Origin of the sequence: Micromonospora sp. WMMD710 (assembly GCF_029626045.1) — a bacterium.
Lineage (GTDB): Bacteria > Actinomycetota > Actinomycetes > Mycobacteriales > Micromonosporaceae > Micromonospora.
In genome coordinates, this window is sequence record NZ_JARUBD010000001.1 from 1,825,168 (window position 1) to 1,846,603 (window position 21,436).

At 72.8% G+C, this 21,436-nt stretch carries 21 protein-coding genes; 9 read left to right on the forward strand and 12 right to left on the reverse strand.

Translation table 11 applies throughout. The features are described from left to right. Positions 1-121: 121 nt before the first annotated feature. Positions 122-1,801: a right-handed parallel beta-helix repeat-containing protein gene (locus O7620_RS08265; RefSeq protein WP_278122560.1), complete on the forward strand. Its 1,680-nt coding sequence runs from the start codon at positions 122-124 to the stop codon at positions 1,799-1,801. 71 nt (positions 1,802-1,872) lie between these two features. Here O7620_RS08265 and O7620_RS08270 read toward each other — a convergent pair whose 3' ends face one another. Further along, positions 1,873-3,978, reverse strand: coding sequence for a PQQ-dependent sugar dehydrogenase (locus O7620_RS08270; protein WP_278122561.1), 2,106 nt, complete (start codon positions 3,976-3,978; stop codon positions 1,873-1,875). A 23-nt stretch (positions 3,979-4,001) separates the two neighbouring features. Next, positions 4,002-4,967 (reverse strand): sugar phosphate isomerase/epimerase, encoded by a 966-nt coding sequence (locus tag O7620_RS08275; RefSeq protein WP_278122562.1) that lies wholly within the window; start codon positions 4,965-4,967, stop codon positions 4,002-4,004. A gap of 623 nt (positions 4,968-5,590) precedes the next feature. Between O7620_RS08275 and O7620_RS08280 the strand changes: the two genes are divergently transcribed. Continuing rightward, positions 5,591-6,859: an Ig-like domain-containing protein gene (locus tag O7620_RS08280; RefSeq protein ID WP_278122563.1), complete on the forward strand. Its 1,269-nt coding sequence runs from the start codon at positions 5,591-5,593 to the stop codon at positions 6,857-6,859. Positions 6,860-6,917: 58 nt separating this feature from the next. On the opposite strand, the gene O7620_RS08285 is transcribed toward O7620_RS08280, so the two are convergent. Next, a complete protein-coding gene (locus O7620_RS08285) occupies positions 6,918-7,934 on the reverse strand; it encodes an SMP-30/gluconolactonase/LRE family protein (protein ID WP_278122564.1) in 1,017 nt (338 codons plus the stop codon). Positions 7,935-8,186: 252 nt separating this feature from the next. Here O7620_RS08285 and O7620_RS08290 point away from each other — a divergent pair, with 252 nt between their 5' ends. After that, positions 8,187-8,573, forward strand: a complete 387-nt coding sequence (locus O7620_RS08290) for an STAS domain-containing protein (RefSeq protein ID WP_151493238.1) — start codon at positions 8,187-8,189, stop codon at positions 8,571-8,573. Between the two features lie 79 nt (positions 8,574-8,652). Here O7620_RS08290 and O7620_RS08295 read toward each other — a convergent pair whose 3' ends face one another. Both O7620_RS08295 and O7620_RS08300 read right to left on the reverse strand, forming a co-directional pair. Then, the gene (locus O7620_RS08295; RefSeq protein ID WP_151493237.1) at positions 8,653-9,045 is read right to left on the reverse strand and encodes an FKBP-type peptidyl-prolyl cis-trans isomerase; all 393 of its coding nucleotides are present in this window, start codon (positions 9,043-9,045) and stop codon (positions 8,653-8,655) included. 385 nt (positions 9,046-9,430) lie between these two features. Further along, complete coding sequence (locus tag O7620_RS08300) at positions 9,431-9,979, reverse strand: DoxX family membrane protein (RefSeq protein WP_192580550.1); 549 nt, start codon at positions 9,977-9,979, stop codon at positions 9,431-9,433. A 190-nt stretch (positions 9,980-10,169) separates the two neighbouring features. Between O7620_RS08300 and O7620_RS08305 the strand changes: the two genes are divergently transcribed. Both O7620_RS08305 and O7620_RS08310 read left to right on the forward strand, forming a co-directional pair. After that, entirely contained in the window at positions 10,170-10,859 is a 690-nt protein-coding gene (locus tag O7620_RS08305) for a CBS domain-containing protein (protein WP_278122565.1), read from the forward strand. Positions 10,860-11,025: 166 nt separating this feature from the next. Further along, on the forward strand, positions 11,026-11,970 hold the full coding sequence (locus O7620_RS08310) for a TerC family protein (protein WP_278122566.1): 945 nt from the start codon (positions 11,026-11,028) through the stop codon (positions 11,968-11,970). Between the two features lie 103 nt (positions 11,971-12,073). Here O7620_RS08310 and O7620_RS08315 read toward each other — a convergent pair whose 3' ends face one another. From O7620_RS08315 to O7620_RS08335, 5 genes are all read right to left on the reverse strand, one after another. Beyond that, positions 12,074-12,799, reverse strand: coding sequence for a helical backbone metal receptor (locus tag O7620_RS08315; protein WP_278126913.1), 726 nt, complete (start codon positions 12,797-12,799; stop codon positions 12,074-12,076). 62 nt (positions 12,800-12,861) lie between these two features. After that, positions 12,862-13,416 (reverse strand): hypothetical protein, encoded by a 555-nt coding sequence (locus O7620_RS08320; RefSeq protein WP_278122567.1) that lies wholly within the window; start codon positions 13,414-13,416, stop codon positions 12,862-12,864. Continuing rightward, positions 13,413-13,931, reverse strand: a complete 519-nt coding sequence (locus O7620_RS08325) for a DUF6286 domain-containing protein (protein ID WP_278122568.1) — start codon at positions 13,929-13,931, stop codon at positions 13,413-13,415. Before O7620_RS08325 ends, O7620_RS08320 begins: the two co-directional genes overlap by 4 nt. A 1-nt stretch (position 13,932) precedes the next feature. Next, positions 13,933-14,277, reverse strand: coding sequence for an Asp23/Gls24 family envelope stress response protein (locus O7620_RS08330; protein WP_278122569.1), 345 nt, complete (start codon positions 14,275-14,277; stop codon positions 13,933-13,935). Continuing rightward, complete coding sequence (locus tag O7620_RS08335) at positions 14,274-14,462, reverse strand: hypothetical protein (protein ID WP_151490862.1); 189 nt, start codon at positions 14,460-14,462, stop codon at positions 14,274-14,276. Before O7620_RS08335 ends, O7620_RS08330 begins: the two co-directional genes overlap by 4 nt. A 165-nt stretch (positions 14,463-14,627) precedes the next feature. On the opposite strand from O7620_RS08335, the gene O7620_RS08340 reads away from it, so the two are divergent. Together O7620_RS08340 and O7620_RS08345 are read left to right on the forward strand one after the other, a co-directional pair. After that, positions 14,628-15,512 carry a DUF2726 domain-containing protein gene (locus O7620_RS08340; RefSeq protein WP_278122570.1) on the forward strand — a complete coding sequence of 295 codons (885 nt, stop codon included), beginning with the start codon at positions 14,628-14,630 and terminating at the stop codon, positions 15,510-15,512. Positions 15,513-15,795: 283 nt separating this feature from the next. After that, the gene (locus O7620_RS08345; RefSeq protein WP_278122571.1) at positions 15,796-17,073 is read left to right on the forward strand and encodes a hypothetical protein; all 1,278 of its coding nucleotides are present in this window, start codon (positions 15,796-15,798) and stop codon (positions 17,071-17,073) included. Positions 17,074-17,211: 138 nt separating this feature from the next. On the opposite strand, the gene O7620_RS08350 is transcribed toward O7620_RS08345, so the two are convergent. Further along, the gene (locus tag O7620_RS08350) at positions 17,212-17,559 is read right to left on the reverse strand and encodes an Lsr2 family protein (RefSeq protein WP_139586539.1); all 348 of its coding nucleotides are present in this window, start codon (positions 17,557-17,559) and stop codon (positions 17,212-17,214) included. 156 nt (positions 17,560-17,715) lie between these two features. Further along, entirely contained in the window at positions 17,716-18,324 is a 609-nt protein-coding gene (locus tag O7620_RS08355) for a response regulator transcription factor (protein ID WP_255473706.1), read from the reverse strand. Positions 18,325-18,548: 224 nt separating this feature from the next. Between O7620_RS08355 and lon the strand changes: the two genes are divergently transcribed. Both lon and O7620_RS08365 read left to right on the forward strand, forming a co-directional pair. Continuing rightward, positions 18,549-20,879 (forward strand): endopeptidase La, encoded by a 2,331-nt coding sequence (gene lon, locus O7620_RS08360; protein ID WP_278122572.1) that lies wholly within the window; start codon positions 18,549-18,551, stop codon positions 20,877-20,879. Positions 20,880-21,011: 132 nt separating this feature from the next. Next, a complete protein-coding gene (locus O7620_RS08365) occupies positions 21,012-21,416 on the forward strand; it encodes a DoxX family protein (RefSeq protein ID WP_278122573.1) in 405 nt (134 codons plus the stop codon). The last annotated feature ends 20 nt before the right edge of the window (positions 21,417-21,436 follow it).

Genomic DNA, 21,436 nt, shown 5'->3' on the forward strand with positions numbered 1-21,436 from the left:
GGCCCTGGCGTCGCCCGTGCGGCGCCGGGGCCGGCGCGTCATCGGGCCGGGGTTTCCCGGCGGTGTCATCGGGAAGTCGGCCCCGCCGGAGCGCACCAGACGCGTCGAAGGGAGCCGGCCCGTGGCGAACGAGCTGCTACTCAACTCCGTCCGGGTACGACGACCCGCCGCGGCCGGCGCGCCGCTGTACTGCGACGCGCTGGAGTACGGGCTGACCGGCGACGGCGCGACCAACGACCAGCCGGCGCTGGCCGCCCTCGTCGACCGCCTCGGCGCCGGGTACGCCTCGGACGGACGGGCCCGGGTCATCTACTGCCCGCCGGGCATCTACTCGATCCGCGACGCCGGCACGGTGTGGCGCAGCGGGGTCTCACTGATCGGGGCTGGTCCGGCGGCGACCCGGTTCATGCTCAGCAACGAGGGCAACCGCGCCGACCCGACCCCGCTGGCCTTCTGGACCACCGTGCAGCACGGCGCCGACCGGGACCGGCACCTCGCCGACTGCACGTTCGCCGACTTCCAGATCGACGGCTCGGGTGTGGCGATGGCCGAGTACAACTACCTGGCCAAGGGCCTCGGCCTGCAGTACGTGGTGCGCGGGGTGTTCCGCAACCTCTACATCCACCACACCGCCGCCACCGGGCTCGGCTGCGACTTCCTGCAGGACTCCCTCATCGACGGCGTGGTGGTCGTCGGCTGCGGCCGCCTCGACAACGGCGAACAGTTGGGTGGCGCCGGCATCGGGGTCGGCATCGGCGGCTGGGGAACGGTGGAGCGGCTGACCATCGCCAACTGCACCGCCCTGGCCAACGGCACCAACGGCATCTTCCTGGAGCTGCAGAAGGACTATTGGCCACCACCGCGCGGCATCCGCATCATCGGCTGCCACAGTCAGGGCAACCGGTTCGGCATCTCCGACTGGGGCGCCGACGGCCTGATCGTCTCCGCCTGCACGATGACCGGCAACCTGGAGACCGGCTTCGACGTGTCGGCGCAGGGCACCTCGTCCGTGGCCGGCCGGGGTGGGCTGCTCACCGACTGCGTCATCGACGGCAACATGCGCGACGGGGTCAGCATCGGCAACAGTCCCGGCCCGTACACCGTCCGGGGCAACCGGATCAGCGGCAACGGTCGGCACGGCTATCACGCGCTCGACCTCGGGCGCGGCTACCAGGGCTCGATCCGGGACGTGGTCGTCGAGAGCAACGAGTTCTGGGGCAACGGGCTGGATGCCGTCCGGATCGACCACCAGATGACCGACGCCGTGCTGCTCAACAACCGGATCCGCAACAACGGCCGACAGTACGCCCAGGCCGCCGGCGGTACGGGCGACGCCGTCCGCTACGGCGAGCGGTCCCTGGTCGACCGGTCGGCCACCTGGCCGCACGACGGCCACCGGGGCAAGGTGCTGCGGGTCGGCCGTGCTGTCGCCATGGTGGCGTCCAACACCGGCGACGAACTGACCCTCGCCCCGGTCCGCCCGGACGGGATCAGCGCCTGGAGCGGGGACGTGCCGTCACCGGGAGGTGCCTACGAGCTGTCCGCCGCACCGGCGCGGCGGGCCGGTATCACCATCGACGCGCCGTTCGACTCGGCCACCATCCGGGGCAACCGGATCTGGGACAACCACGACTCCCGCACCCAGACCCACGGGCTGTGGATCACCGAGCGTGGCAGTTGCGTGGACTGCCGGGTCGAGGACAACGACCTCGCCGGCAACGCCGAGGACGGGCTGCTGCTCGACACCCCGCCGGTGGGCGGACGCTGGCGCGACAACCACGTCGACAGCGACTGGAGCTGACCGGCCGGGGGTGGACGACGTGCGGCGGCGGCCGGAGTGATCCGGCCGCCGCCGCTGTCACCGTGCGCTGGTCAGCCGGCCAGGCCGGCCACCGCCGGGGTCGGGTCCAGCACCACCGTGGCCGAGGCCGACTGCGGCGGTACGCCCGGCTCGGTCGGCGCGTCGGTGTAGTCCGCCACGAAGACCGCGGTCAGGTTGTCCGCGCCGCTGTGCCCACCGTCCACGAAGGTGGGGATGGTTCCGGAGCAACCCGTCGCCGTGGAGAGCGGGTGCCCGTGCTCGTCGTGCCCGAGCACGTAGGTGACCTTCGCCCGGGAGCAGTCCACCGGCAGATCGTCGGTGACCTTCACCTCGTACGCGACCGTCTGCCCGAACTGGAAGGGCTGCCCGGTCACCGGGGCGACGAACTCGATGATCGGCGCGGTCGGCCCGACCACCAGCGGCAGGGTCGCCGAGGCGGAACGTCCGGTGCGGTCGGTCACCTTCACCGTCGGGGTGTACGAGCCGTTCTCCTGGAACGTCCAGCTCGGGTTCGGATCGGTGCTGTCCACCGAGCCGTCCGCGTTGAAGTCCCACGCGTAGCTCAGCTTGTCGCCGTCCGGGTCGGTGGTGCCGGCGCTGGAGAACGCGACGGTCAACGGCGCCTGACCGACGGTCGGGGTGCCACTGATCTTCGGGATCGGCGTCCGGTTGCCCCGGACGAAGTCGATCCGGGACAGCTGGGCGTCCGGGTTCTCGGCGAAGTAGCCGTCGCCGTACTCCAGCACGTAGAGCGCCCCGTCCGGGCCGAACTCCATGTCCATCGGGTTGTCCACCACCAGCGACGGCGCCACCGGACGGATGTCCGCCACGTCGCCGTCCTCATCGAGGCGGAACTCCTTGATGTAGTCGCGGGTCCACTCGTAGAACAGCGGCACCCCGTCGTAGTAGGCCGGCCAACGGGTCCGCGACGTGCTGGTCCCGTCGTAGTCGTACGCCGGGCCGCCCATCGGGGCGATGCCGCCGGTGCCCAGTTGCGGGAACTCGGCCGAGGCGGCGGCCGCGTACCAGACCTCCGGCTGCTCGACCGGCGGCAGCACGCGCTTGCCGGTGTTGTGCGGTGAGTCGTTCACCGGACGCGCGCAGTTGAACTTGGCACCGGACTCGCCGGTGGCGAAGTCGTAGTCGCGGTAGGCGATCGTCGGCGTCACGCAGTAGGGCCAGCCGTAGTTCGCCGGCTTGTCGACACGCATCCACCGGCCGTGCCCGGCCGGCCCGCGCTGCGGGTTCGCGGTGGAGGCGTCCGGCGAGTAGTCGCCCACGTACACGTCGTCGGTACGCCGGTCGACGGCGAACCGGAACGCGTTGCGCAGCCCCATCGCGTAGATCTCCGGACGGGTCTGCGCCGTGCCCGGCTTGAACAGGTTGCCGGCCGGCACCGTGTAGCCACCACCGGCCTTCACCTTGATGCGCAGCAGCTTGCCGCGCAGGTCGTTGGTGTTGGCCGCGGTGCGCTGGGCGTCGTACGCCGGGTTGCGGTCGGCCCGCTCGTCGATCGGGACGTAGCCGTCGGAGGCGAACGGGTTGGTGTCGTCACCGGTCGACAGGTACAGGTTGCCCTTGCTGTCGAAGTCGATCTGCCCGCCGACGTGGCAGCAGATGCCCCGGTCGGTGGGCACGTCGATGATCTGCTGCTCGCTGGCGAGGTTCAGCTTCATCCCGTCCAGCTTGAACCGGGACAGCCGCAGCGCGCCCTTGAACCGCTGCCAGTCCGCCTCGGTGCCGGTCTCCGGCGCGTCCCCCTCGTTGACGCCGGGGGTGGCGGGGTCGTCCACGGGCGTGTTCAGCGGCGGCGAGTAGTAGAGGTAGACCCACTTGTTCTGGGCGAAGTTCGGGTCGATGGCGACCCCCTGCAACCCCTCCTCGTCGTGCTCGTACACCGGGATGTCGGCGGCGAGGGTGTTCAGCCCGGTGCGCGGGTCGTGGATGCGGACCTCACCGGTGCGGGAGGTGTGCAGCACCCGAAGGTCGGGCAGGACGGCGAGGCTCATCGGCTCGCCGGGGAAGTCGTTCAGTGTCACTTTCTGGAAGCTGCTGTCCGGCGGCGCGGCGGCCGGGGCGGCGGCCGCGGCCGCCGGCGGCACGGCCAGGCCGGCCGTCACCAGCAGCAGCGCGGACGCGAATGCGGTCCTGTTCATCAGGTCGTCCCCCGAAGTGGTTTTCAGTACCGGAGTGAGGCGAGATAGTCGAAGCCGACCCGGGCGGTGTCCAGGGCGTCGGCGGGGGCGCGCGGCGTGGTGCCCGCGTCGTCGCGCTCCACGATGTACTCCTCGATGCCCGCTTCCCGCTCGTGGGCGAAGATCCGACCGAAGTCGATGACACCGTCACCGAGGTCGGCGAAACCGCCCTCGACGTCGAGGTCCTTGACGTGCACCTGGCGGATCCGGCCACGGTTGGCCCGGATCACGTCGACCGGGTCGTGCGCGCCCCGCCAGGTCCAGTAGAGGTCGAGTTCGAAGTGGACCAGCCGTGGGTCGGTCTGCCCGGTGAGGATCTCGAAGCCGGTCGAGCCGTCGGTCAGCGGCACGAACTCCAGTTGGTGGTTGTGGTAGCCGAAGTCGAGCCCTGCGCGCTCGGCGAGCCGGCCAGCGCGGTTCAGGTCCCGTGCCAGGGCGCGGTAGACGGCGGGATCCCGGATCGCCTGGCCGTTGGCGTCCCGACCGAAGTACGGGTGCACGATCTTCTTGCTGCCGACGACGTTCGCGTCCTGGAGGGAACGCTGCCAGGTGGCGTCGTCGAACGGTTGCGGGATGCCGGTGTGCCCGGAGGTGGCGCGCAGCCCCGCCGCGTCGAGCGCGGCGCGGAACTGCGCGGCGGTGCGTCCGACGAAGCCGGCGTGCTCCACCCGCCGGTAGCCGATCCGCCGCAGCGCGTCCAGGGTGCCGGGCAGGTCGGCGGCCAGTTGGTCGCGCAGGGTGTACAGCTGGATGCTGATCCGGTCCACCGGCACCCGGCGACGTCCGCCGGACTGCCCGCTCTGCCCGCTGGGTGCCGCGGCGGCCGGGCCCGCGAGCAGGCCGGCGGTGCCGACGGCGGCGGCGGATACCGTCGCCGCGCGAAGCAGGCCGCGTCGGCTGACCGCCTCGAACGCCGGTGTCGGCTCCGTAGGGTTGGTCTGTTGATCCATGGTGGTGGTCCCTTCCTGACGGCGGGGCACGCCGTCGACGGCGGTCGACCGGCTGCCGCCGCCCGGGCGCGCCGAACCGGCCGGAGACGGGCTCCGGCGGAACGGTGAGGGACGGCGCGCGGGGCACGACCCGGACCCATCGGGCGGGACGCGGCGACCCGGCAGGGTGGCGGCAGGCTGATCGACGAATGGGCAACCCTCTATCTAGATCCGGACCCTACCCTTGCCTCCGGACGAAGGCAAAGCTTCGTCGCGTTCGGCAGAAGTTTCGCTCCAACTGACAAAAGTCCGCGCCCGGGGTGCGTCACCGGCCCCAACCTCCCGCCGGTACGCGTCCGGGCGATCATCCGGTCGCCCCGCCCCGCCCCGGCCCGCCCCGCCCCGGCCCGGCCCGGCCCGGCCCGGCCGGGACGGCCCGCCGGCTATCCGGACACCCGGTGCCGCGCCCGCTGAAGCGGAGCAAAGGACGCCACGACGGTCGGGCGGGCCCTTGCTCCGCCAACTGGCGCAGCGCCGGAAAATGCGCCGATAAATGCGCCGCCGATTATTCGTGAATGGCGTGGACGCTCCCGGCGAGGCGGCAAGAATGTGACAGAGGGAAGCCAAAAACGGGGGGACAGAACATGACGTCGAGGCGGCGACTGACGCTGTTGGCGGTAACCATCGCAGCCGCACCACTCGTCCTGGGTGGGTGTACCGCCGACCGGGACGCGGCGACCGGGTCGGCCAAGGGGCACGCCGCCCCACCGGAACTCACCGTGACGCCGGGGGACAAGGCCCGGGAGGTCCCGGTCAGCGCGGAGGTGGGCACCACGGTCAAGGGCGGCCGGGTCACCGGCGTGCGGCTCACCGACGACAAGGGGGCGCAGGTCAAGGCCGAACCGCGCGAGGACGGCTCGGGCTGGGTGCCGAGCGTGCCGCTGGCGCCCAAGCGGACGTACACCGCCGAGGTGACCGCGACCGGCGACTCGGGCGCCACCACCACGCGCACCACCACGTTCACCACGATGGCCAAGTCCACCAAGCCGCAGATCACCAGCACCCTCTATTTCGTCGGCAACCGGACGTACGGCACGGCGATGCCGGTAACCGTGGCGTTCGACCCGGGAATTCCGAAAGAGGCCAGAGTAGATGTCCAACGGCGGTTGTTCGTAAAGACGAATCCGCCGCAACCGGGTACGTGGTCGTGGCTCGACGACGGATCGCAGGTCTATTACCGAGCCCCCGATTTCTGGAAGCCGGGGACGACCATCAGCGTGCGGGCCGGCCTGGAGGGCCTGCCCATCGGCAAGGACCGGGTCGGCGACGCCGAGCGCACCGCGACCTCGAAGATCGGCCGGCAACTCGCGCTGGAGATCGACAACGCGACCAAGCAGATGACCGTGCTGCGCGACGGCAAGCAGATCCGGCAGATCCCGGTCAGCCTCGGCAAGCCGAGCACACCCAGCTCCAGCGGCAAGATGGTGATCATGGAGAAGCACGAGCGGACCACCTTCGACACCCGGGGTGAACCCAACGGCGGCTACGTGGTCGACGTCGACGACGCCCAGCGCTACACCTGGGGTGGCGAGTTCATCCACTCGGCCCCGTGGTCGGAGGGGGACCAGGGCAACACCAACGTCTCCCACGGCTGCGCCAACGTCTCCGCCACCGCGGCCGACTGGCTGATGGGTGTGACCCAGGTCGGTGACCTGATCACCGTCAAGGGCACCGAGGTGGAGTTGCAGCCGGGCAACGGCTGGACCGCGTGGAACGTGAGCTGGGACGAGTTCGTCCGGGGCAGCGCCCTGCCCGTGCCGTCCGGGCTGAAGCCCGCGCCGCCCGCACCGGCGCACCCGGGCGCGGTGGCCGGGGGATCACCCGCCCCGGCACCCTCGGTCAGCGGTCGCTGAGACACCGCCGACGGCCGTCGGGGTCGGCCCGCCAACGCGGCGGGCCGACCCCGCGTCATCAGTTCAGGGGTACGCGGGCCACACCCGGCCCGATCAGGCTGCCCAACCAGAGGTGGGCGCCGTGCTGGCGTACCCCGGTGATCATCCAGTAGTGCCCGGCCGGACCGTGCAGCGTCCGGCGGACCGTTCCGTCTCCGTCGACCAGCGCGACCAGCCCGTAGCGGCGCGGTTGCGGCTGCATCGCGTCGGGCAGCAGCGCGGCGATCTGACGCAGTCGCGGATGCGGCAGCAACCGCTCGGCGACCGGCACCCGGGGGCTGGGCAACGCGATCCAGTACGTCCCGTCGCCCACCGCGGAGAGATTGTCCGGGTATGCGGGCAGGTCGGCCAGCACCCGCACCCCACCGCCCAACTCGACGCGCAGCAGCCGGTGGGTGGTGGTCTCCACCAGCATCAACGCCGACTCGTCGGGAGTCAGCGCGATCCCGTTCGGGAAGTACAACCCGTCGGCCACCACGTCGGTGCGTCCGCTGCCCGGGTGGTACGCCAGCACCCGGCCGTTGGGGCGGTGCTCCAGCAGGTCCCGCTTCCAGTGCGAGACCGGGAACCGGTCCGAGGAGTCGGTGAAGTAGATGGTGCCGTCGCGGGCCACCGCCGCGTTGTTGGCCAGGTGCACCGGCGGCGCCGTCCCGGTCAGCTCGCGTACCGCCCCGTCCGGCGTGACCCGCAGCACCCCCCGGTACGCGTCGCAGACGATCAGCGCCTCCCCGGACGGGTCCGACTCGATGCCGAGCGGCCGGCCGCCGGTCTCGGCCAGCAGCCGGGGCTCGGTGCCGGCGGGCGCGTCGGCCGGCCACCACCAGAGTCGGCCGTCCTCGTCACCGCTGATCACCCGCCCAGCCGGGTCGACCAGCACGTCCTCCGGGCCGACCGCGCCGTCGGGCAGCGGCAGCAGGTCGGCCCGGTCGAGGCGGCTGTCGGTGGCGGCCCACGCCCCGGTGAGCGGGGGAGGCACGGTGGCGGGCTCGCGTACGGGCCGGATCAGCCGGGGCGGCCGGGGCCGGGGGATCACCATCGGTCCATTGTCACCCGCCGATGTCAGCCGTTCCCGCATCTCCGCACCCGCCGCGCGCCGCCGCCATGGTCGACTCCGAGGGAGTCGGGGCACCCGCCGGGGCGATCGGCCAGGGCGGGTGACCCAGCGCACCGCACCCCGGGCCTCCACCCCGAGAGGGACCCGGGGTGCCTCCGGGGATGACCCTGGACGTACCCGGAATCACTCCGGCGAGGGGCGAAAGTGTCGGTGGTGGGGGATAGGTTCCTGGGCATGGGAGAGCGCAGCGACCGGTTGGACGTGCAGGTCAACGTGGGTGACCGGGTGGTCCAGGTGCGAGTGGCCGGCGAGGTCGACATCGCCACCGTGGCCGCGTTCCGGTCCGCGCTGTGGTCCGCTCCGGCGGGCTCGGTGCTTCAGCTCGACATGTCCGGCCTTCGGCTGCTCTCCGCCGCCGGTGTGCGCACGCTGCTCGCCGCGCACCTGCGCGTCCGGGCCTGCGGCGGGGAGTTGATCCTCGTCGACCCGACGCCGGTGGTCGCCCGGGTGCTGCGCGCCACCGGCCTGCACCGGGTCATGACGGTGCTGGAGCCGACCCGCGTCGTCGAGGCCGCCCGTCTTCCGGCCACCCCGACCGCAGACCTGATGCTGGCCGCCTGACCGCGGCTCCTCGCACGTCTGTCCGTGAGGCGGTGCGGGGGCCGCCGGCGTCGGCCGGCGACCCCCTCTGGAGAGTCGGTCAGCGCACGTCGAGCAGGTCGACGACGAAGACCAGGGTCTCGCCCGGCTTGATGACGCCGCCCGCGCCGCGGTCGCCGTACCCGAGGTGCGGCGGAATGGTGAGGCGACGCCGGCCGCCGACACGCATGCCTACCACGCCCTGGTCCCAGCCGGCGATGACCTGGCCGCCGCCGAGCGGAAACTCGAACGCCTCGCCACGGTTCCACGACGAGTCGAACTCGTTGCCGCTGGAGTGCGACACGCCGACGTAGTGCACGCTGGCGAGCTGACCCGGCTGCGCCTGCGGGCCCTCGCCCACGGCGATGTCCTCGATCACGAGGTCGGCCGGCGGCGCACCCTCGATCGGACCCACCTCGGGCTTGCCCGAACGGGCGCCTGCTGCCTGGTTCATGCGGGGATCTCCTGCCGTGTTGGGTGATGTGTCCGGTCACCGTCGATCCTGCCGGATCACACCCCGCCAATGTGCAGCGGACCCACCACCCCGCCGCTCCCGCCCTGATGAAGACCGGTCGGCCCGCCAAGATCGCGCAGCATCCTGGATGTAGTGGCGTCCGCGCGTCGACGATGCCACTACATCCAGGATCGAGCACGATCTTGGCGCGGGGCGCGGGGCGCGGGGCGCGGGGCGCGGGGCGCGGGGCGCGGGGCGCGGGGCGCGGGGCGCGGGGCGCGGGGCGCGGGGCGCGGGGCGCGGGGCGCGGGGCGCGGGGCGCGGGGCGCGGGGCGCGGTTTGGCGGGCGTCGCCCGGATGGGGACGCCCGCCGTGTAGTGGTGGGTCAGCGAAGCCAGGGGAGGCGGTGCACGATCGGCAGCTTCGCCCAGAGTCGCCCGAGGCCCCACGTGTCGCCGGCGTTGACCAGTGCCAGCACCGCGAGCACCGCGGCGTAGATCAGGTGGTCGTCCATGAAGGGGTTGTTCTCCGGGGGCAGCACGGCGGTCCACATGAGGACCAGCAGCAGCCCACCGGCCACCGCGGCGACCCGCATGCCGATGCCCAGCAGGAGGGCGACGCCGATCCCGGCCAGACCGATCATGAACAGCCAGTCCGCCCAGGCGGCCCCGGCGATCCCGGCGTAGAGGTCCTGGAACGGACCAGCGACGCCGAAGGTGAGGAAGCCCTTGGTGGGGCTGCCGCCGTTGATCCAGGCGTTCTTCGACTCGGTGGCCAGTCCGAGGCCGAACAGCTTGTCGATGAACGCCCAGAGGAAGATCCAGCCGAGCGCCAGCCGGGTGCCGGCCAGGACGTACCGGACGGCCCTCTCCCGGGTGCCGGCTGCCGGAGTGTTGGCGGTGACCCGCTCGATCGTCGCGGTCATGGTGTCCACGTCCCTTCTCTGCCTCGCACCGCGCTTCCCGGTGGCACCTTCAGTGCACTCCCGCCGCGCCGTGCGCGGCAGGGCCGACCGGACCGCGGCGATCCGGGACCTTGGACCCGGTCCGGCCTGGTCCGGTGCCTCTGACCGCGACCGTCGTACGGCCGTAGCGTCCGAGGTGGATGACGAGAGGGAGGTCGTGATGAGGACCTGGCAGGTGGGTGACGTGATGACGCGGGAGGTCACGACCGTGGTGGCCGACACTCCGTACCGGGAGATCGTCGACGTGTTGCTGCGCCGCGGCGTCAGCGCGGCGCCGGTGATCGACGGGTTCCGCAGGGTGCTGGGTCTGGTGTCCGAGGCTGACCTTCTGCATCGCATCGAACATGCCGGGGAGCCAGCGCAGCGGCGCGTCTTCGAGAGCCGCCGCCGGCGGGGTGCCCGGGGCAAGGGTGCGGCGCTGTTGGCCGGTGACCTGATGACGGCGCCGGCGGTCACCACGTACCCGGAGGCGACGCTGTCGGCGGCCGCCCGGCTGATGGACCGCGAGCAGGTCAAGAGGTTGCCGGTGCTCGACGACCTCGGCCGGCTGGTCGGCATCGTGAGCCGCGCCGACCTGCTGCGGGTGCATCTGCGCTCGGACGCCGAGATCCGGGAGGACGTGGTGCAGGAGGTGCTGCGTCGGGTGCTCGCGGTGCGGGACGGCCTGGTCACCGTGGAGGTTCGCCATGGTGAGGTCACCCTCGCCGGTCGGGTGGACCACCGCTCCGCCGTCGACCTCGCCGGCCGGCTCGCGGCCCAGGTCAGTGGCGTCGTCCGGGTGACCAACGCGATCGCGTACGACACCGACGACACGGTCACGGACCCCGGCCCGGTGATGCCGGTCGCGTGAGCACCACGCCGGCCCGGCGACCCGCCCGCCCGGGGCCGGGGGCGGGGATGCACAGGTCGAGTTGCTCGGAGCGCCGACGTCGGGCGGGTCGCTCGCCTAGGCTCGGGAGCGGCCGGCCGGCATGGTCGCGGGGCGGCGCGCGGTGGTCGATGCCGGGGGGCGCCGGGTGGGTGAGGCGACGGTCGCGGTGCCCCTGTGGGCGTGGGCGGCCGTCGGCGCGGTGATCGCCGTGATGCTCGCGGTCGACGTGCTGTCGCATCGGGACAACCACGTCATCGGGCTGCGTGAGGCGCTGCTGTGGAGCGCCGTCTGGGTGGGGGCGGGCCTGCTGTTCGGGCTGGTCGTCTGGTTCGGCCTGGGTGGCGACCCGGCCATCGCGTATTACTCCGGCTACCTGCTGGAGAAGGCGCTGTCGGTGGACAACGTCTTCGTCTTCGCGCTGCTGTTCGGCTACTTCCGGGTGCCCGACGGCTATCAGCACAAGGTGTTGTTCTGGGGCGTCGTGGGGGCGCTCGGCTTCCGACTGCTGTTCATCTTCGCCGGTGCCGAGTTGTTGGAGCGGCTCACCTGGGCGGGGGTCGTGCTGGGGGCGTTTCTGATCTGGACCGGTTGGCGGCTGGCCGTACGCGGGGAGCCGGACGTCGCCCCGGACCGCAACCCGGTCGTGCGGCTGTTCCGGCGAGTGGTGCCCACCGACGCCCGGTACCACGGCGACCGTTTCACCGCCCGGGTCGACGGGCGGCGGGTGGCGACGCTGCTGCTGGTGACGCTGGTCGCGATCGAGGCCACCGACATCGTCTTCGCGATCGACTCGGTGGCGGCGATCCTGGCCATCACCACCAACACGTTCCTGCTCTGGACGGCCACCGCGTTCGCCGTGCTGGGGCTGCGCAGCCTGTACTTCTGCCTGGCCGGTCTGTTGCGGCACTTCGCCTACCTGCGTTACGGGCTGGCCCTGGTGCTCGCGTTCGCGGGGGCGAAGCTGATCCTGGCCGAGACGCCGGTGGGCAAGCTGCCGATCTGGCTGACCCTCGCGGTGGTGGTGCTGAGCCTGGCCGCGTCCATCGGCGCCAGCGTCGTGGCCGCCAGACGCCCCCGCGCCGCCGGCTGAGAGACGCCGGGTCAGCGCCCGTGCCGCCGGCTGAGAGATGCCGGGTCAGCGCCCGCGCCGCCGGCTGAGAGACGCCCGACCCGCGCCGGCGGAGGACGCCGGGTCAGCGGGCGCGGACTGGCCGGGACAGCTGGTCGGCCAGCAGCGCGGGCGCCTCGGCCAGGGACGGGCCGTACCAGGTGAGGTGCCGGCCGGAGACCAGAGCGCAGGGTACGTCCGGGAACGCCTCCGGCCCGTCGTCGGCGGTGAAGAGGTACGGCTCGTCGGGCAGCACCACCAGCTCCGGTGATCGGTCGCGCAGATCGTCGAGGCTGGGGCGGGGATAGCGGTCGGGATGCTCGTCGTAGGCGTTGATCACGCCGAGCCGGCGCAGCACGTCGCCGGCGAACGTGTCGCCGCCGAGCACCACCCACGGCCGCCGCCAGACCGGCACCACCGCCCGGCGGGCAGGTGCGAGCCGGGGCGGGTCGGCCCAGGCCTGTCTCGCGGCCGTCAGCCAGGCCGGTTCGGCCGGCGCGCCGAGTTCGGTCAGCAGCTCGCCCAGTTCGGTCAACGCCCCGGGGACGGTGCGCGGATAGGTGACGCGTACCGGCACGCCGGCCGCGCGCAGGGCGTCGGCGTCGGCCCGCCGGTTCTCCTCCACGTTGAGCAGCACCAGGTCGGGTCGGAGGGCGCGGACCCGGTCCAGGTCGGGGTATTTGCTGCCGCCGACGCGGGCGACGTCCAGATCGGCCGGGTGGCTGCACCAGTCCGTGGCGCCGACCAGTGTCCCGGGGAGGGTCGACGCGACGGCCTCGGTCAGTGACGGCACCAGCGACACCACCCGCACCCCGCGTACCTCCGTCCGCCGCCCGTGCACCGATCATGCCCGGCGGGTCGGCGTGGCGCCGGTCAGGGTCGTCCGGTCTCGATCCGGGCGGTCACGTCGAGGTGCGCGGGTTGGCAGCCGGCGGTCGCGGCGAACCGGCGGACCGCGGCGTGGACGTGCTCGCGTACGCCGGCCGCCCTGGCGTCGGCGGTCAGGTCCACCCGGATCCACACGTCGGGGTGGGGTGGCGCGCCGGTGAGCACCACGCGGGCCGCTCGTACGGCGGGGTCGCCGGTCAGGTCGCGTTCCAGCGCCTGGGTGAGGAGGTCGGCGGCCAGCCGGGTGCGGCCGGGGCGGCGGCCGGGGCGGCTCAGGGTGCCGCGCAGCGCCTGCCCGCGCAGTTCCCGGGCCAACAGGCGCTGTCCGGCGAGGGCGAGCAGTGTGCCCGCGACCACCACGGCCAGGGTGCTGAACGGCGCGGCCAGGCGCCACCGGTCCCGCAGACCGGCGGGGAGCAGCGGCGCGCCGGGGTCACCGCCGGGCAGGTCACCGAAGCTGGCCGCCAGTGCCACCGCGCCGCCGGCCACCAGCAGCAGCGCGATGACCGTCCACAGGAGTCGGTGTGCGGCGTTGCTCACGCCGGTCGTCCGCGCTGGAGCAGCCGCACCTGGATCCGGCCGGTCCTCGGCGCGGCGAGTCGGCGCAGTTCCTGACGGACCGCGTACTCGACCTCGCCGCGGGCGGCCGGGTCGCCGCTGGCCCGCACCCGGGGCCGCCACTGGCCGCCGTGGCGGCGAATCCGGACCCGGGCCCGGTGGACGCCGGCGACGGCGGCCGCCGCGTCGGCCAGCCGTCGTTCCAGGCAGCGGCGGTGCAGGTGCCAGCCGTCGGGCTCGTCGGCGCTCAGTCGTACCGGCGTCCACCGGCGCACCTGGGCGACGAGGATGAACAGGCCGAGCAGCAGCGCCGCGCCGGCCACCGCCCGCACCGACGGGTCACGCCATCGGGTGCCGGACAGCGTGGCGTACCAGGCGTCGTGGTCGAGCAGCGGGCGGTCCAGGGTGGTCAGCAGCGCCTGCGCGGCGAGCAGGACCCCGCCGGCCAGCAGGACGACGGCCAGCAGCAGGGAGGCGACGCGGTTGGCGGCGCGCATCTCAGCCGCCGGCTCTCTGGCCGGTCGATCCGGCGCCGTCGACCCCGGGGACGAGCAGGTCGTCGACCGTGACCGTCACCGCCGCCACGGTGAGGCCGGTGTCGGCGTGCACGCGGTCGGCGACCGCCGCCCGGACCGCCTCGGCGACCGCCGGGACGCTGTGGCCGTACCAGGTGATGAGGTGCAGGTCGAGGCCCACGGACCGGTCGTCCAGGCGGACCAGGGCCGGGCGGACGCCGCACACCCCGGGCACCCGGCCGGCGGCCTCGACCGCGATGCGGGTGACCTTCGCCGAGTCGGGCGGGACGAGGCCGCTCGCGGTCCCGGTCGTCGGGCGGGCGGTCATCGGTGCCGCCGAGGGCCGACGCGGTCGCCCAGCCCGGTGACCGCGACGTCGCCGTCGAGCACCCGGACGACCAGCCAGCCGAGCAGGCCGGCGAGCACGGCGAGGCCGGCGGTGCCCGGGCCGGCGAGCGCCCAGACCGACACCACGAGGAACCCGGCGAGGAAGCCGAACTGTTGTCGCGACATGGCGTCACCTCCCGGCCGGTGCGGTACCGGCGATGCCGCTGGATACCCGGCGGCCACCCCCGGAACGTCGCACGACTGTGATCCCGGTCACAGCGCGGCGCGAAGCGCCATGATCGACCACCTAGACTCGGCCCGGCCCGACCGACCGGCGGATGGATCAGGCAGATGACGAGCACCGGCAGCGACGACCGCGGCTGGCTGCGGGCGGCGCCCGCCGACGGCGGGGGGACGTTGCTCAGCCGTGCCGGCCACCGGGTGTATCCGGCGCGTCGACTCAGCGACCTCGTCCAGGGACGCCCGCCGGGGGTCACCGGCAGCCAGTGGAGTTCGGCGAGCCGGGCCGCGTTCGACTTCGTGGTCTGCGCCGCCGACACCGGGCGCCCGGTCGTCGCCGTGGAGATCGGCCCGGTGCCGCCCGCGGGTTCGGCGGAGCAGCGCGCCGAGCGGCTGAAGGATGCGGTGAGCGCGGCGGTCGGTCTGCCGGTGCTGCGGATCGGGTCGCCGACGTTGCGGGCCGGCGAGCACGGCCGACGCCTGGTGGAGTACGTGATCGACGCGCGGGACTACGCGGCGGGCGCCACCGGGTCGAGCGCCGGCGCGGACGAGCCAGCCCCGGTGGGCTTCCGGGACATCCTCGGCCGGCTGCCGGACGGCCGTACCGGGCCGGTGAACGACCTCGGCGCGCTGACCCGGGCGGCCGCGGTCGAGGCGTACGTGGCCGGGCGGCTGGCCGACCCGATCGTGCGTGGGCTGCACGTGCGCTGGGCGGACGGGCCGGCGCAGGGGTGGAGCTGGGTGCAGGTGCGCCCGGACGTGTGCCTCGTCGAGCGGGTCTCGGTGATCGAGCACCGGTTCTCCTGCGGTATCGGCGCGGCCCGGCTGGCCGAGGACCTCGCCACGGTCGCTGTCGGTGAGCGGCTGCGCACCGCCGGGGCCGACGGCGCGGAGCTGGTGCCGCGCGCCGAACTCACGGCGCGGATCGCCGACCTGAGCCGGCGCCGCGACGAACTGGTCGGCGGGTTCGCCTTCGACCACCTGTGCGCCGACTGACCGGCGTCCGTTTTCCCAGCTGATCCGGCTCCGCGCTGGCTCGCGACAATTTTCCTGTGCGGTGGTTGAACCATCCCCGTCGCGGTCCCGTACTCCTGCGCGAATGAAGAGGATCTCCCCATCCGCGTCGACCTGACGCGGAGGACGGTGCGGAAAGGGCATCGTCGGCCGTCGACACATCACCGGGTAGGTCGTGGTGGCCGCCGTTGACGCGTGCCATCTCAAATCCGTCGGTCCGCCGAGGGCAGGAATCCAGTACCGGATCGAGAAGGAGAGCAATTCGATGCGCAGGTCCACACGGGCGCGCCGGTCTTCCGGCAACGCGCGGAGCAAGCGTCTGCTGGCCGTTGTCGGCACGCTGGTGGTCTTCGGCGGAGTTGTCGCCGTGACCCAGATTTCCTCGGCCCAGGATCGGCGGACTAACAAGCCCCGCCCGGCTGCCGGGCAGTGCGTGGAACCGAGTCCGGGCGCGACCGCGCCGAGTGGAAACGGTTCGACCAGCCGGACCTGGCAGAACGGCCGGTGGGTGCGCAATCACTGGGGTGACGGGCAGCAGTCGGTCCCCGAGTGCGAGGACGGCAAGGACGGCACGGTCGGCACCGGTTCCGCCGTCGCCTGCCCGGACGTGGCGTCGAAGCTGCCGCAGGTGCCGGAGCGGGCGCGGGGCGAGGTGGACCGCAACCTCGCCCAGTTGACGACCCAGATCGCCGAGGCCGACCGCCGGCTCGCCGCCGAGGGCAACAAGGGTGAGGCGTTCATCCGCAGTGCGATCCTCCAACCGCTGGCCGGCAAGCGCCGCGCGGTGCTGGACCGCATCACGACCGCCATCGACCGGGTCGGGCCCCGCCCGCAGGGCCTGTCGCAGCTCGCCGAGTGTCAGGTGCAGCCGACCGGCAGCAACGGCGGAAACACCGGCGGCGGGAACACCGGTGGCGGCAACAACAACGGCGGCAACAACAACGGCGGTGGGAACAACAACGGCGGCGGGAACACCGGTGGCAACGCCCCCGGTGCCGGGCTCGGTGTGCTGGCCAACGACTGTGACGAGAGCCAGCTTCAGCCGCACGACGGTTTCCAGAACGGCAACCGCTGCGTGAGCACCGAGTTCGGTGAGGTCGGCGCGGCCGCCAACAACCCCTCCCTGCTGATCACCCAGTTCCCCCAGCAGGTGGGCCGCAACCAGGCGTTCACCCTCCGGGTCAGCACCCGCAACCTGGTCCGGGACCGCTTCCTGGCCGCCGGCCAGGGCGGGTACTACGTGGAGAGCTCGCTGCTCAACGACCAGGGCCTGGTCCGGGGCCACTTCCACACCGCGTGCCGGATGCTGGACAGCCTGACCACCCCGCCGGAGCCGCAGGAGGTGCCCGCGTTCTTCGTGGCCACCGAGGACGGTCGCGGTGGCGCCCAGCCGGACGAGGTGACCATCCAGATCCCGGGTCTGCCGGAGTCGGGCACCGCGCAGTGTTCGGTCTGGGCCGGTGACGGTTCGCACCGCCTGCCGATGATGGAGCGGGCCAACCAGACGCCGGCGTTCGACTCGGTGCGTATCGCGGTCAACTGAGTCGCAGGACGACGGGCGACGGCCGGTCACCCCGGGGCGACAGCCCGGGGTGACCGGCCGCCGCCCGTCGTATCGGTGCTCCGACAATCTGACGGGGCCACGCCGTTTGAGGCGGGACCCCGTCCGCGTGTCGTCCAGTCAGCGGTTCTTGTACGCCTCGACGACCTCAACCGGGATCCGGCCCCGTTCGGAAATCTTGTAGCCGTTCTTGACGGCCCATTCCCGGATGGCCCGGTTCTGCTCCCGATCCATTCCCGCGCCGCTGGGCCGGCCCGGCCGCCGAACGGTCCGGGTGTTCTCCACGGCACCTCGCCCGATGCGCCGTCCCGCATTGATGTACGGATCCAGCGCCTTGCGTAGGACGCCGGCATTCTCGTCCGAGACGTCGATCGTGTAGGCCACGCCGTCGAGACTGAACTCGACCGTCCGGTCGGCCTTCCCGCCGTCGAGGTCGTCGGTCAGGACCGTGATTACTTTTCTCGCCATTGCCGATTACTCCCTGTGTGTGGCGGGATGTGTCCAAAGTCTGACCTACTACCCGGGGAAACCGCAACAATATGCGTCGCTTTCATTTCGGCGAGTCGTGATTCGGCACGTCGGGGGAAAACCGGAATCGGCGCCGAATCGCGGGGTGGCGGTGGCTCATTCGCCGAGCAGGCCGGCCCGACCGGCCACGGCGGCCGCCTCCGCCCGGTTGGACACCCGCAGCTTGCGCAGTAGCGCGGCGGTCATCCGTTTCACCGTCCGCTCCGAGACGTGCAGTTCCTCGCCGATATCGACGGTGTTGCGGCCGGCGGCTATCGCGCGCAGCAGCCGGCGCTCCCCGCCGTCCAGGTCGACCGGTGTGGCGCGCGAGGGCCCCAGCAGGACGCGCAGCAGTTCCGCCGGCAGCACCGCCCACCCATCGAGGATGGCCAGCAGCGGAGGCAGCAGTTCCTCCGGCTCGCTGGTCTTGGGCAGATATCCCTCGGCGCCGGCCCGCAGCGCGTCGAGTGTCGGTGCCGAATCGGCGGATCGGGACATCGCGACCACCCGTACCCGTGGGGTGGTGCGTCGGATCGCCGCCACCGCCCCGACGCCACCGGGTGGTGGCAGGTGCAGGTCGACCAGGACGAGGTCCGGGTGGCAGCGGCTGACCAGGCCCGCCGCGGCGGTGGCGTCGCGGGTCGAGCCGACCACCTCGACGCGGCCGTCGGTGGTCACCGGGAGCAGCAGTTCCAGGCCGCGGACGAAGAGGGGTTGGTCGTCCACGACCGCGAGTCGAATGGTGGTGCCGTCCGGCATGTCTGCGCCGTTCCCCGACGGGTGCCGATCATGCCGCGACGCCCCGATGGGTGGAACGGGGCCGGTTGCGACGCCTGCCCGGTGTGCCGATCCGACGGGCTGGGGAGTGGTCTGGGTCACAGCCCGGAACAAGGGGAACGCTTTGTTACTTGAGTGAGACACGCTCAACTCAACGCGATAGCAGGTGTTCGATGGCAACTCTTCCGGTACTTCCCCTGACCGACGCCGTGCTGCTGCCCGGCATGGTCATCCCGGTGACCCTCGACCCGACCACCCAGGCCGCCATCGACGCGGCACGGGCGACCGGCGACCGCAAGCTGCTGGCCGTGCCGCGTATCGACGGCGAGTACGGCCCGGTCGGCGTGGTCGCCACCATCGAGAAGGTCGGCCGACTGCCCGAGGGTGAGCCCGCCGCCGTCATCCGTGGCCTGTCCCGGGCCCGGATCGGCTCCGGCGTGCCCGGCCCCGGCGCCGCACTCTGGGTCGAGGCGACCGAACTCGACGAACCCGCCCCCGCCGGCAAGGCCCGCGAACTCGCCCGCGAGTACCGCGCCCTGGTGACCTCCGTGCTCCAGCAGCGGGGCGCCTGGCAGGTCATCGACGCGGTGGAGCGGATGACCGACCTGTCCGAGCTGGCCGACTCGGCCGGCTACGCGCCCTGGCTGACCCTGGACCAGAAGACCGAGCTGCTCGCCGCGCCGGACGTCACCGCCCGGCTGGAGCTGCTGGTCGGCTGGGTCAAGGACTACCTGGCCGAGCAGGAGGTCACCGAGCAGATCAACAGTGACGTCCGCGAGGGGCTGGAGAAGTCCCAGCGGGAGTTCCTGCTGCGCCAGCAGCTCGCCGCGATCCGTAAGGAGCTGGGCGAGGACGAGCCGGACGGCTCGGCGGACTACCGCAGCCGGGTGGAGAGCGCCGAGCTGCCGGACAAGGTCCGCGAGGCGGCCATGCGTGAGGTCGGCAAGCTGGAGCGGGCCAGTGACGCCTCCCCGGAGGCGGGTTGGATCCGCACCTGGCTGGACACCGTCCTCGAGATGCCGTGGGGCACGCGTACCGAGGACAACACCGACCTGGCCGCGGCCCGGGCGGTGCTCGACGCCGACCACGCCGGCCTGGCCGACGTGAAGGACCGCATCCTGGAGTACCTGGCGGTGCGCAACCGTCGCGCCGAGCGCAACCTCGGCGTGGTCGGCGGTCGCGGCTCCGGTGCGGTGCTCGCCCTCGCCGGTCCTCCCGGAGTGGGCAAGACGAGCCTCGGCGAGTCCGTCGCCCGGGCGCTCGGGCGCAACTTCGTCCGGGTCTCCCTGGGCGGTGTCCGCGACGAGGCGGAGATCCGCGGTCACCGGCGCACCTACGTCGGCGCGCTGCCCGGCCGGATCGTCCGCGCGCTGCGCGAGGCCGGCTCGATGAACCCGGTCGTGCTCCTCGACGAGGTGGACAAGGTGTCCGCGGGCTACGCCGGTGACCCGGCCGCCGCCCTGCTGGAGGTGCTCGACCCGGCCCAGAACCACACCTTCCGGGACCACTACCTGGAGGTCGACCTGGACCTGTCCGACGTGCTCTTCCTGGCCACCGCGAACGTGGTGGAGTCGATCCCCGGCCCGCTGCTGGACCGGATGGAGCTGGTCATGCTGGACGGGTACACGGAGGACGAGAAGGTCGCCATCGCCCGGGACCACCTGCTGCCCCGGCAGCGGGAGCGGGCCGGGCTGACCGCCGACGAGGTGACCGTCGCCGACGAGGCGTTGGCGCTGATCGCGGGGGAGTACACCCGCGAGGCCGGTGTCCGGCAGCTCGAACGTGCCCTCGCGAAGATCCTGCGCAAGGTGACGGTGACGTTGGCGACCGACCCGACGCCGGTACGCGTCGACACCGACAACCTCACCGGCTACCTGGGTCGACCGAAGTTCACCCCGGAGTCGGCCGAGCGGACCGCGGTGCCCGGCGTGGCCACCGGCCTCGCCGTCACCGGCGCCGGCGGGGACGTGCTCTTCATCGAGGCGACGAGCATGGAGGGCGAGCCGGGGCTGACCCTGACCGGCCAGCTCGGCGACGTCATGAAGGAGTCGGCGCACATCGCCCTGTCGTACCTGCGCTCCAACGGGCGCCGGCTCGGCATCGACCCGAACGCCCTGGCGGGACGCCGGATCCACCTGCACGTCCCGGCGGGCGCGGTGCCCAAGGACGGCCCGAGCGCCGGCATCACCATGGTGACGGCACTGGCGTCGCTGGTCACCGGCCGCCCGGTCCGCCCCGAGTTCGGGATGACCGGTGAGGTGACGCTCTCCGGTCGGGTGCTGCCGATCGGTGGGGTGAAGCAGAAGCTGCTCGCCGCGCACCGGGCCGGCCTCACCGAGGTCATCATCCCGGCGCGCAACGAGCCGGACCTGGACGACCTGCCGGCCGAGGTGCGCGAGGCGCTGACCGTGCACACCCTGGCCGACGTGGCCGACGTGCTCGCCCTGGCGCTGCGCCCGGCCGGCGTCCAGGCACTGGACGGTCCGGCGCTCTTCACGGTCTGACGCTCCGAACCCGATGACCCCCGCCGTCTTCCGACGGCGGGGGTCATTGATGTACGCGCATGGGGGCTACTGTCTCGCGTGAACGCTCAGCTGCCTCTCCGCCGCGAGGCGGTCCCCCTGGAGGAAACCCCCGTGAACGTCGTGCTCTGGGTCATCCAGATCCTGCTCGCCGTCATCTTCGCCGGCGTCGGGCTGGCCAAGCTGACCCAACCCAAGGACAAGCTGCGCGACCCCATGCGATGGGTGGACCCGGTGCCGCCGTCGCAGGTCAAGGCGCTCGGCGCGGTCGAGGTGCTGGCCGCCGCCGGGCTGGTGCTGCCCCCGCTCACCGGCATCGCCACCGTGCTGACCCCCCTCGCCGCCGTCGGGCTGGTCATCGTCATGGTCGGGGGCATCCTGGTGCACCTGCGCGACCGGAAGAAGCGCGACACGGCGGCGGAGCGTCGGATGGAGATCCAGGGCGCGATCACCTGCGCGGTCCTGCTCGTCCTCGCCGCGGTGGTGGCGTGGGGCCGCTTCGGCCCGTACTCCTTCTGATCGACAGCGCCGGCGACCGT

Coding starts and splice junctions, on each gene's coding strand:
- O7620_RS08270 (WP_278122561.1), bottom strand. CDS start 3,978: ATGAACAGGACCGCATTCGCGTCCGCGCTGCTGCTGGTGACGGCCGGC.
- O7620_RS08275 (WP_278122562.1), bottom strand. CDS start 4,967: ATGGATCAACAGACCAACCCTACGGAGCCGACACCGGCGTTCGAGGCG.
- O7620_RS08280 (WP_278122563.1), top strand. CDS start 5,591: ATGACGTCGAGGCGGCGACTGACGCTGTTGGCGGTAACCATCGCAGCC.
- O7620_RS08285 (WP_278122564.1), bottom strand. CDS start 7,934: ATGGTGATCCCCCGGCCCCGGCCGCCCCGGCTGATCCGGCCCGTACGC.
- O7620_RS08290 (WP_151493238.1), top strand. CDS start 8,187: ATGGGAGAGCGCAGCGACCGGTTGGACGTGCAGGTCAACGTGGGTGAC.
- O7620_RS08295 (WP_151493237.1), bottom strand. CDS start 9,045: ATGAACCAGGCAGCAGGCGCCCGTTCGGGCAAGCCCGAGGTGGGTCCG.
- O7620_RS08305 (WP_278122565.1), top strand. CDS start 10,170: ATGAGGACCTGGCAGGTGGGTGACGTGATGACGCGGGAGGTCACGACC.
- O7620_RS08325 (WP_278122568.1), bottom strand. CDS start 13,931: ATGCGCGCCGCCAACCGCGTCGCCTCCCTGCTGCTGGCCGTCGTCCTG.
- O7620_RS08330 (WP_278122569.1), bottom strand. CDS start 14,277: ATGACCGCCCGCCCGACGACCGGGACCGCGAGCGGCCTCGTCCCGCCC.
- O7620_RS08335 (WP_151490862.1), bottom strand. CDS start 14,462: ATGTCGCGACAACAGTTCGGCTTCCTCGCCGGGTTCCTCGTGGTGTCG.
- O7620_RS08340 (WP_278122570.1), top strand. CDS start 14,628: ATGACGAGCACCGGCAGCGACGACCGCGGCTGGCTGCGGGCGGCGCCC.
- O7620_RS08345 (WP_278122571.1), top strand. CDS start 15,796: ATGCGCAGGTCCACACGGGCGCGCCGGTCTTCCGGCAACGCGCGGAGC.
- O7620_RS08350 (WP_139586539.1), bottom strand. CDS start 17,559: ATGGCGAGAAAAGTAATCACGGTCCTGACCGACGACCTCGACGGCGGG.
- lon (WP_278122572.1), top strand. CDS start 18,549: ATGGCAACTCTTCCGGTACTTCCCCTGACCGACGCCGTGCTGCTGCCC.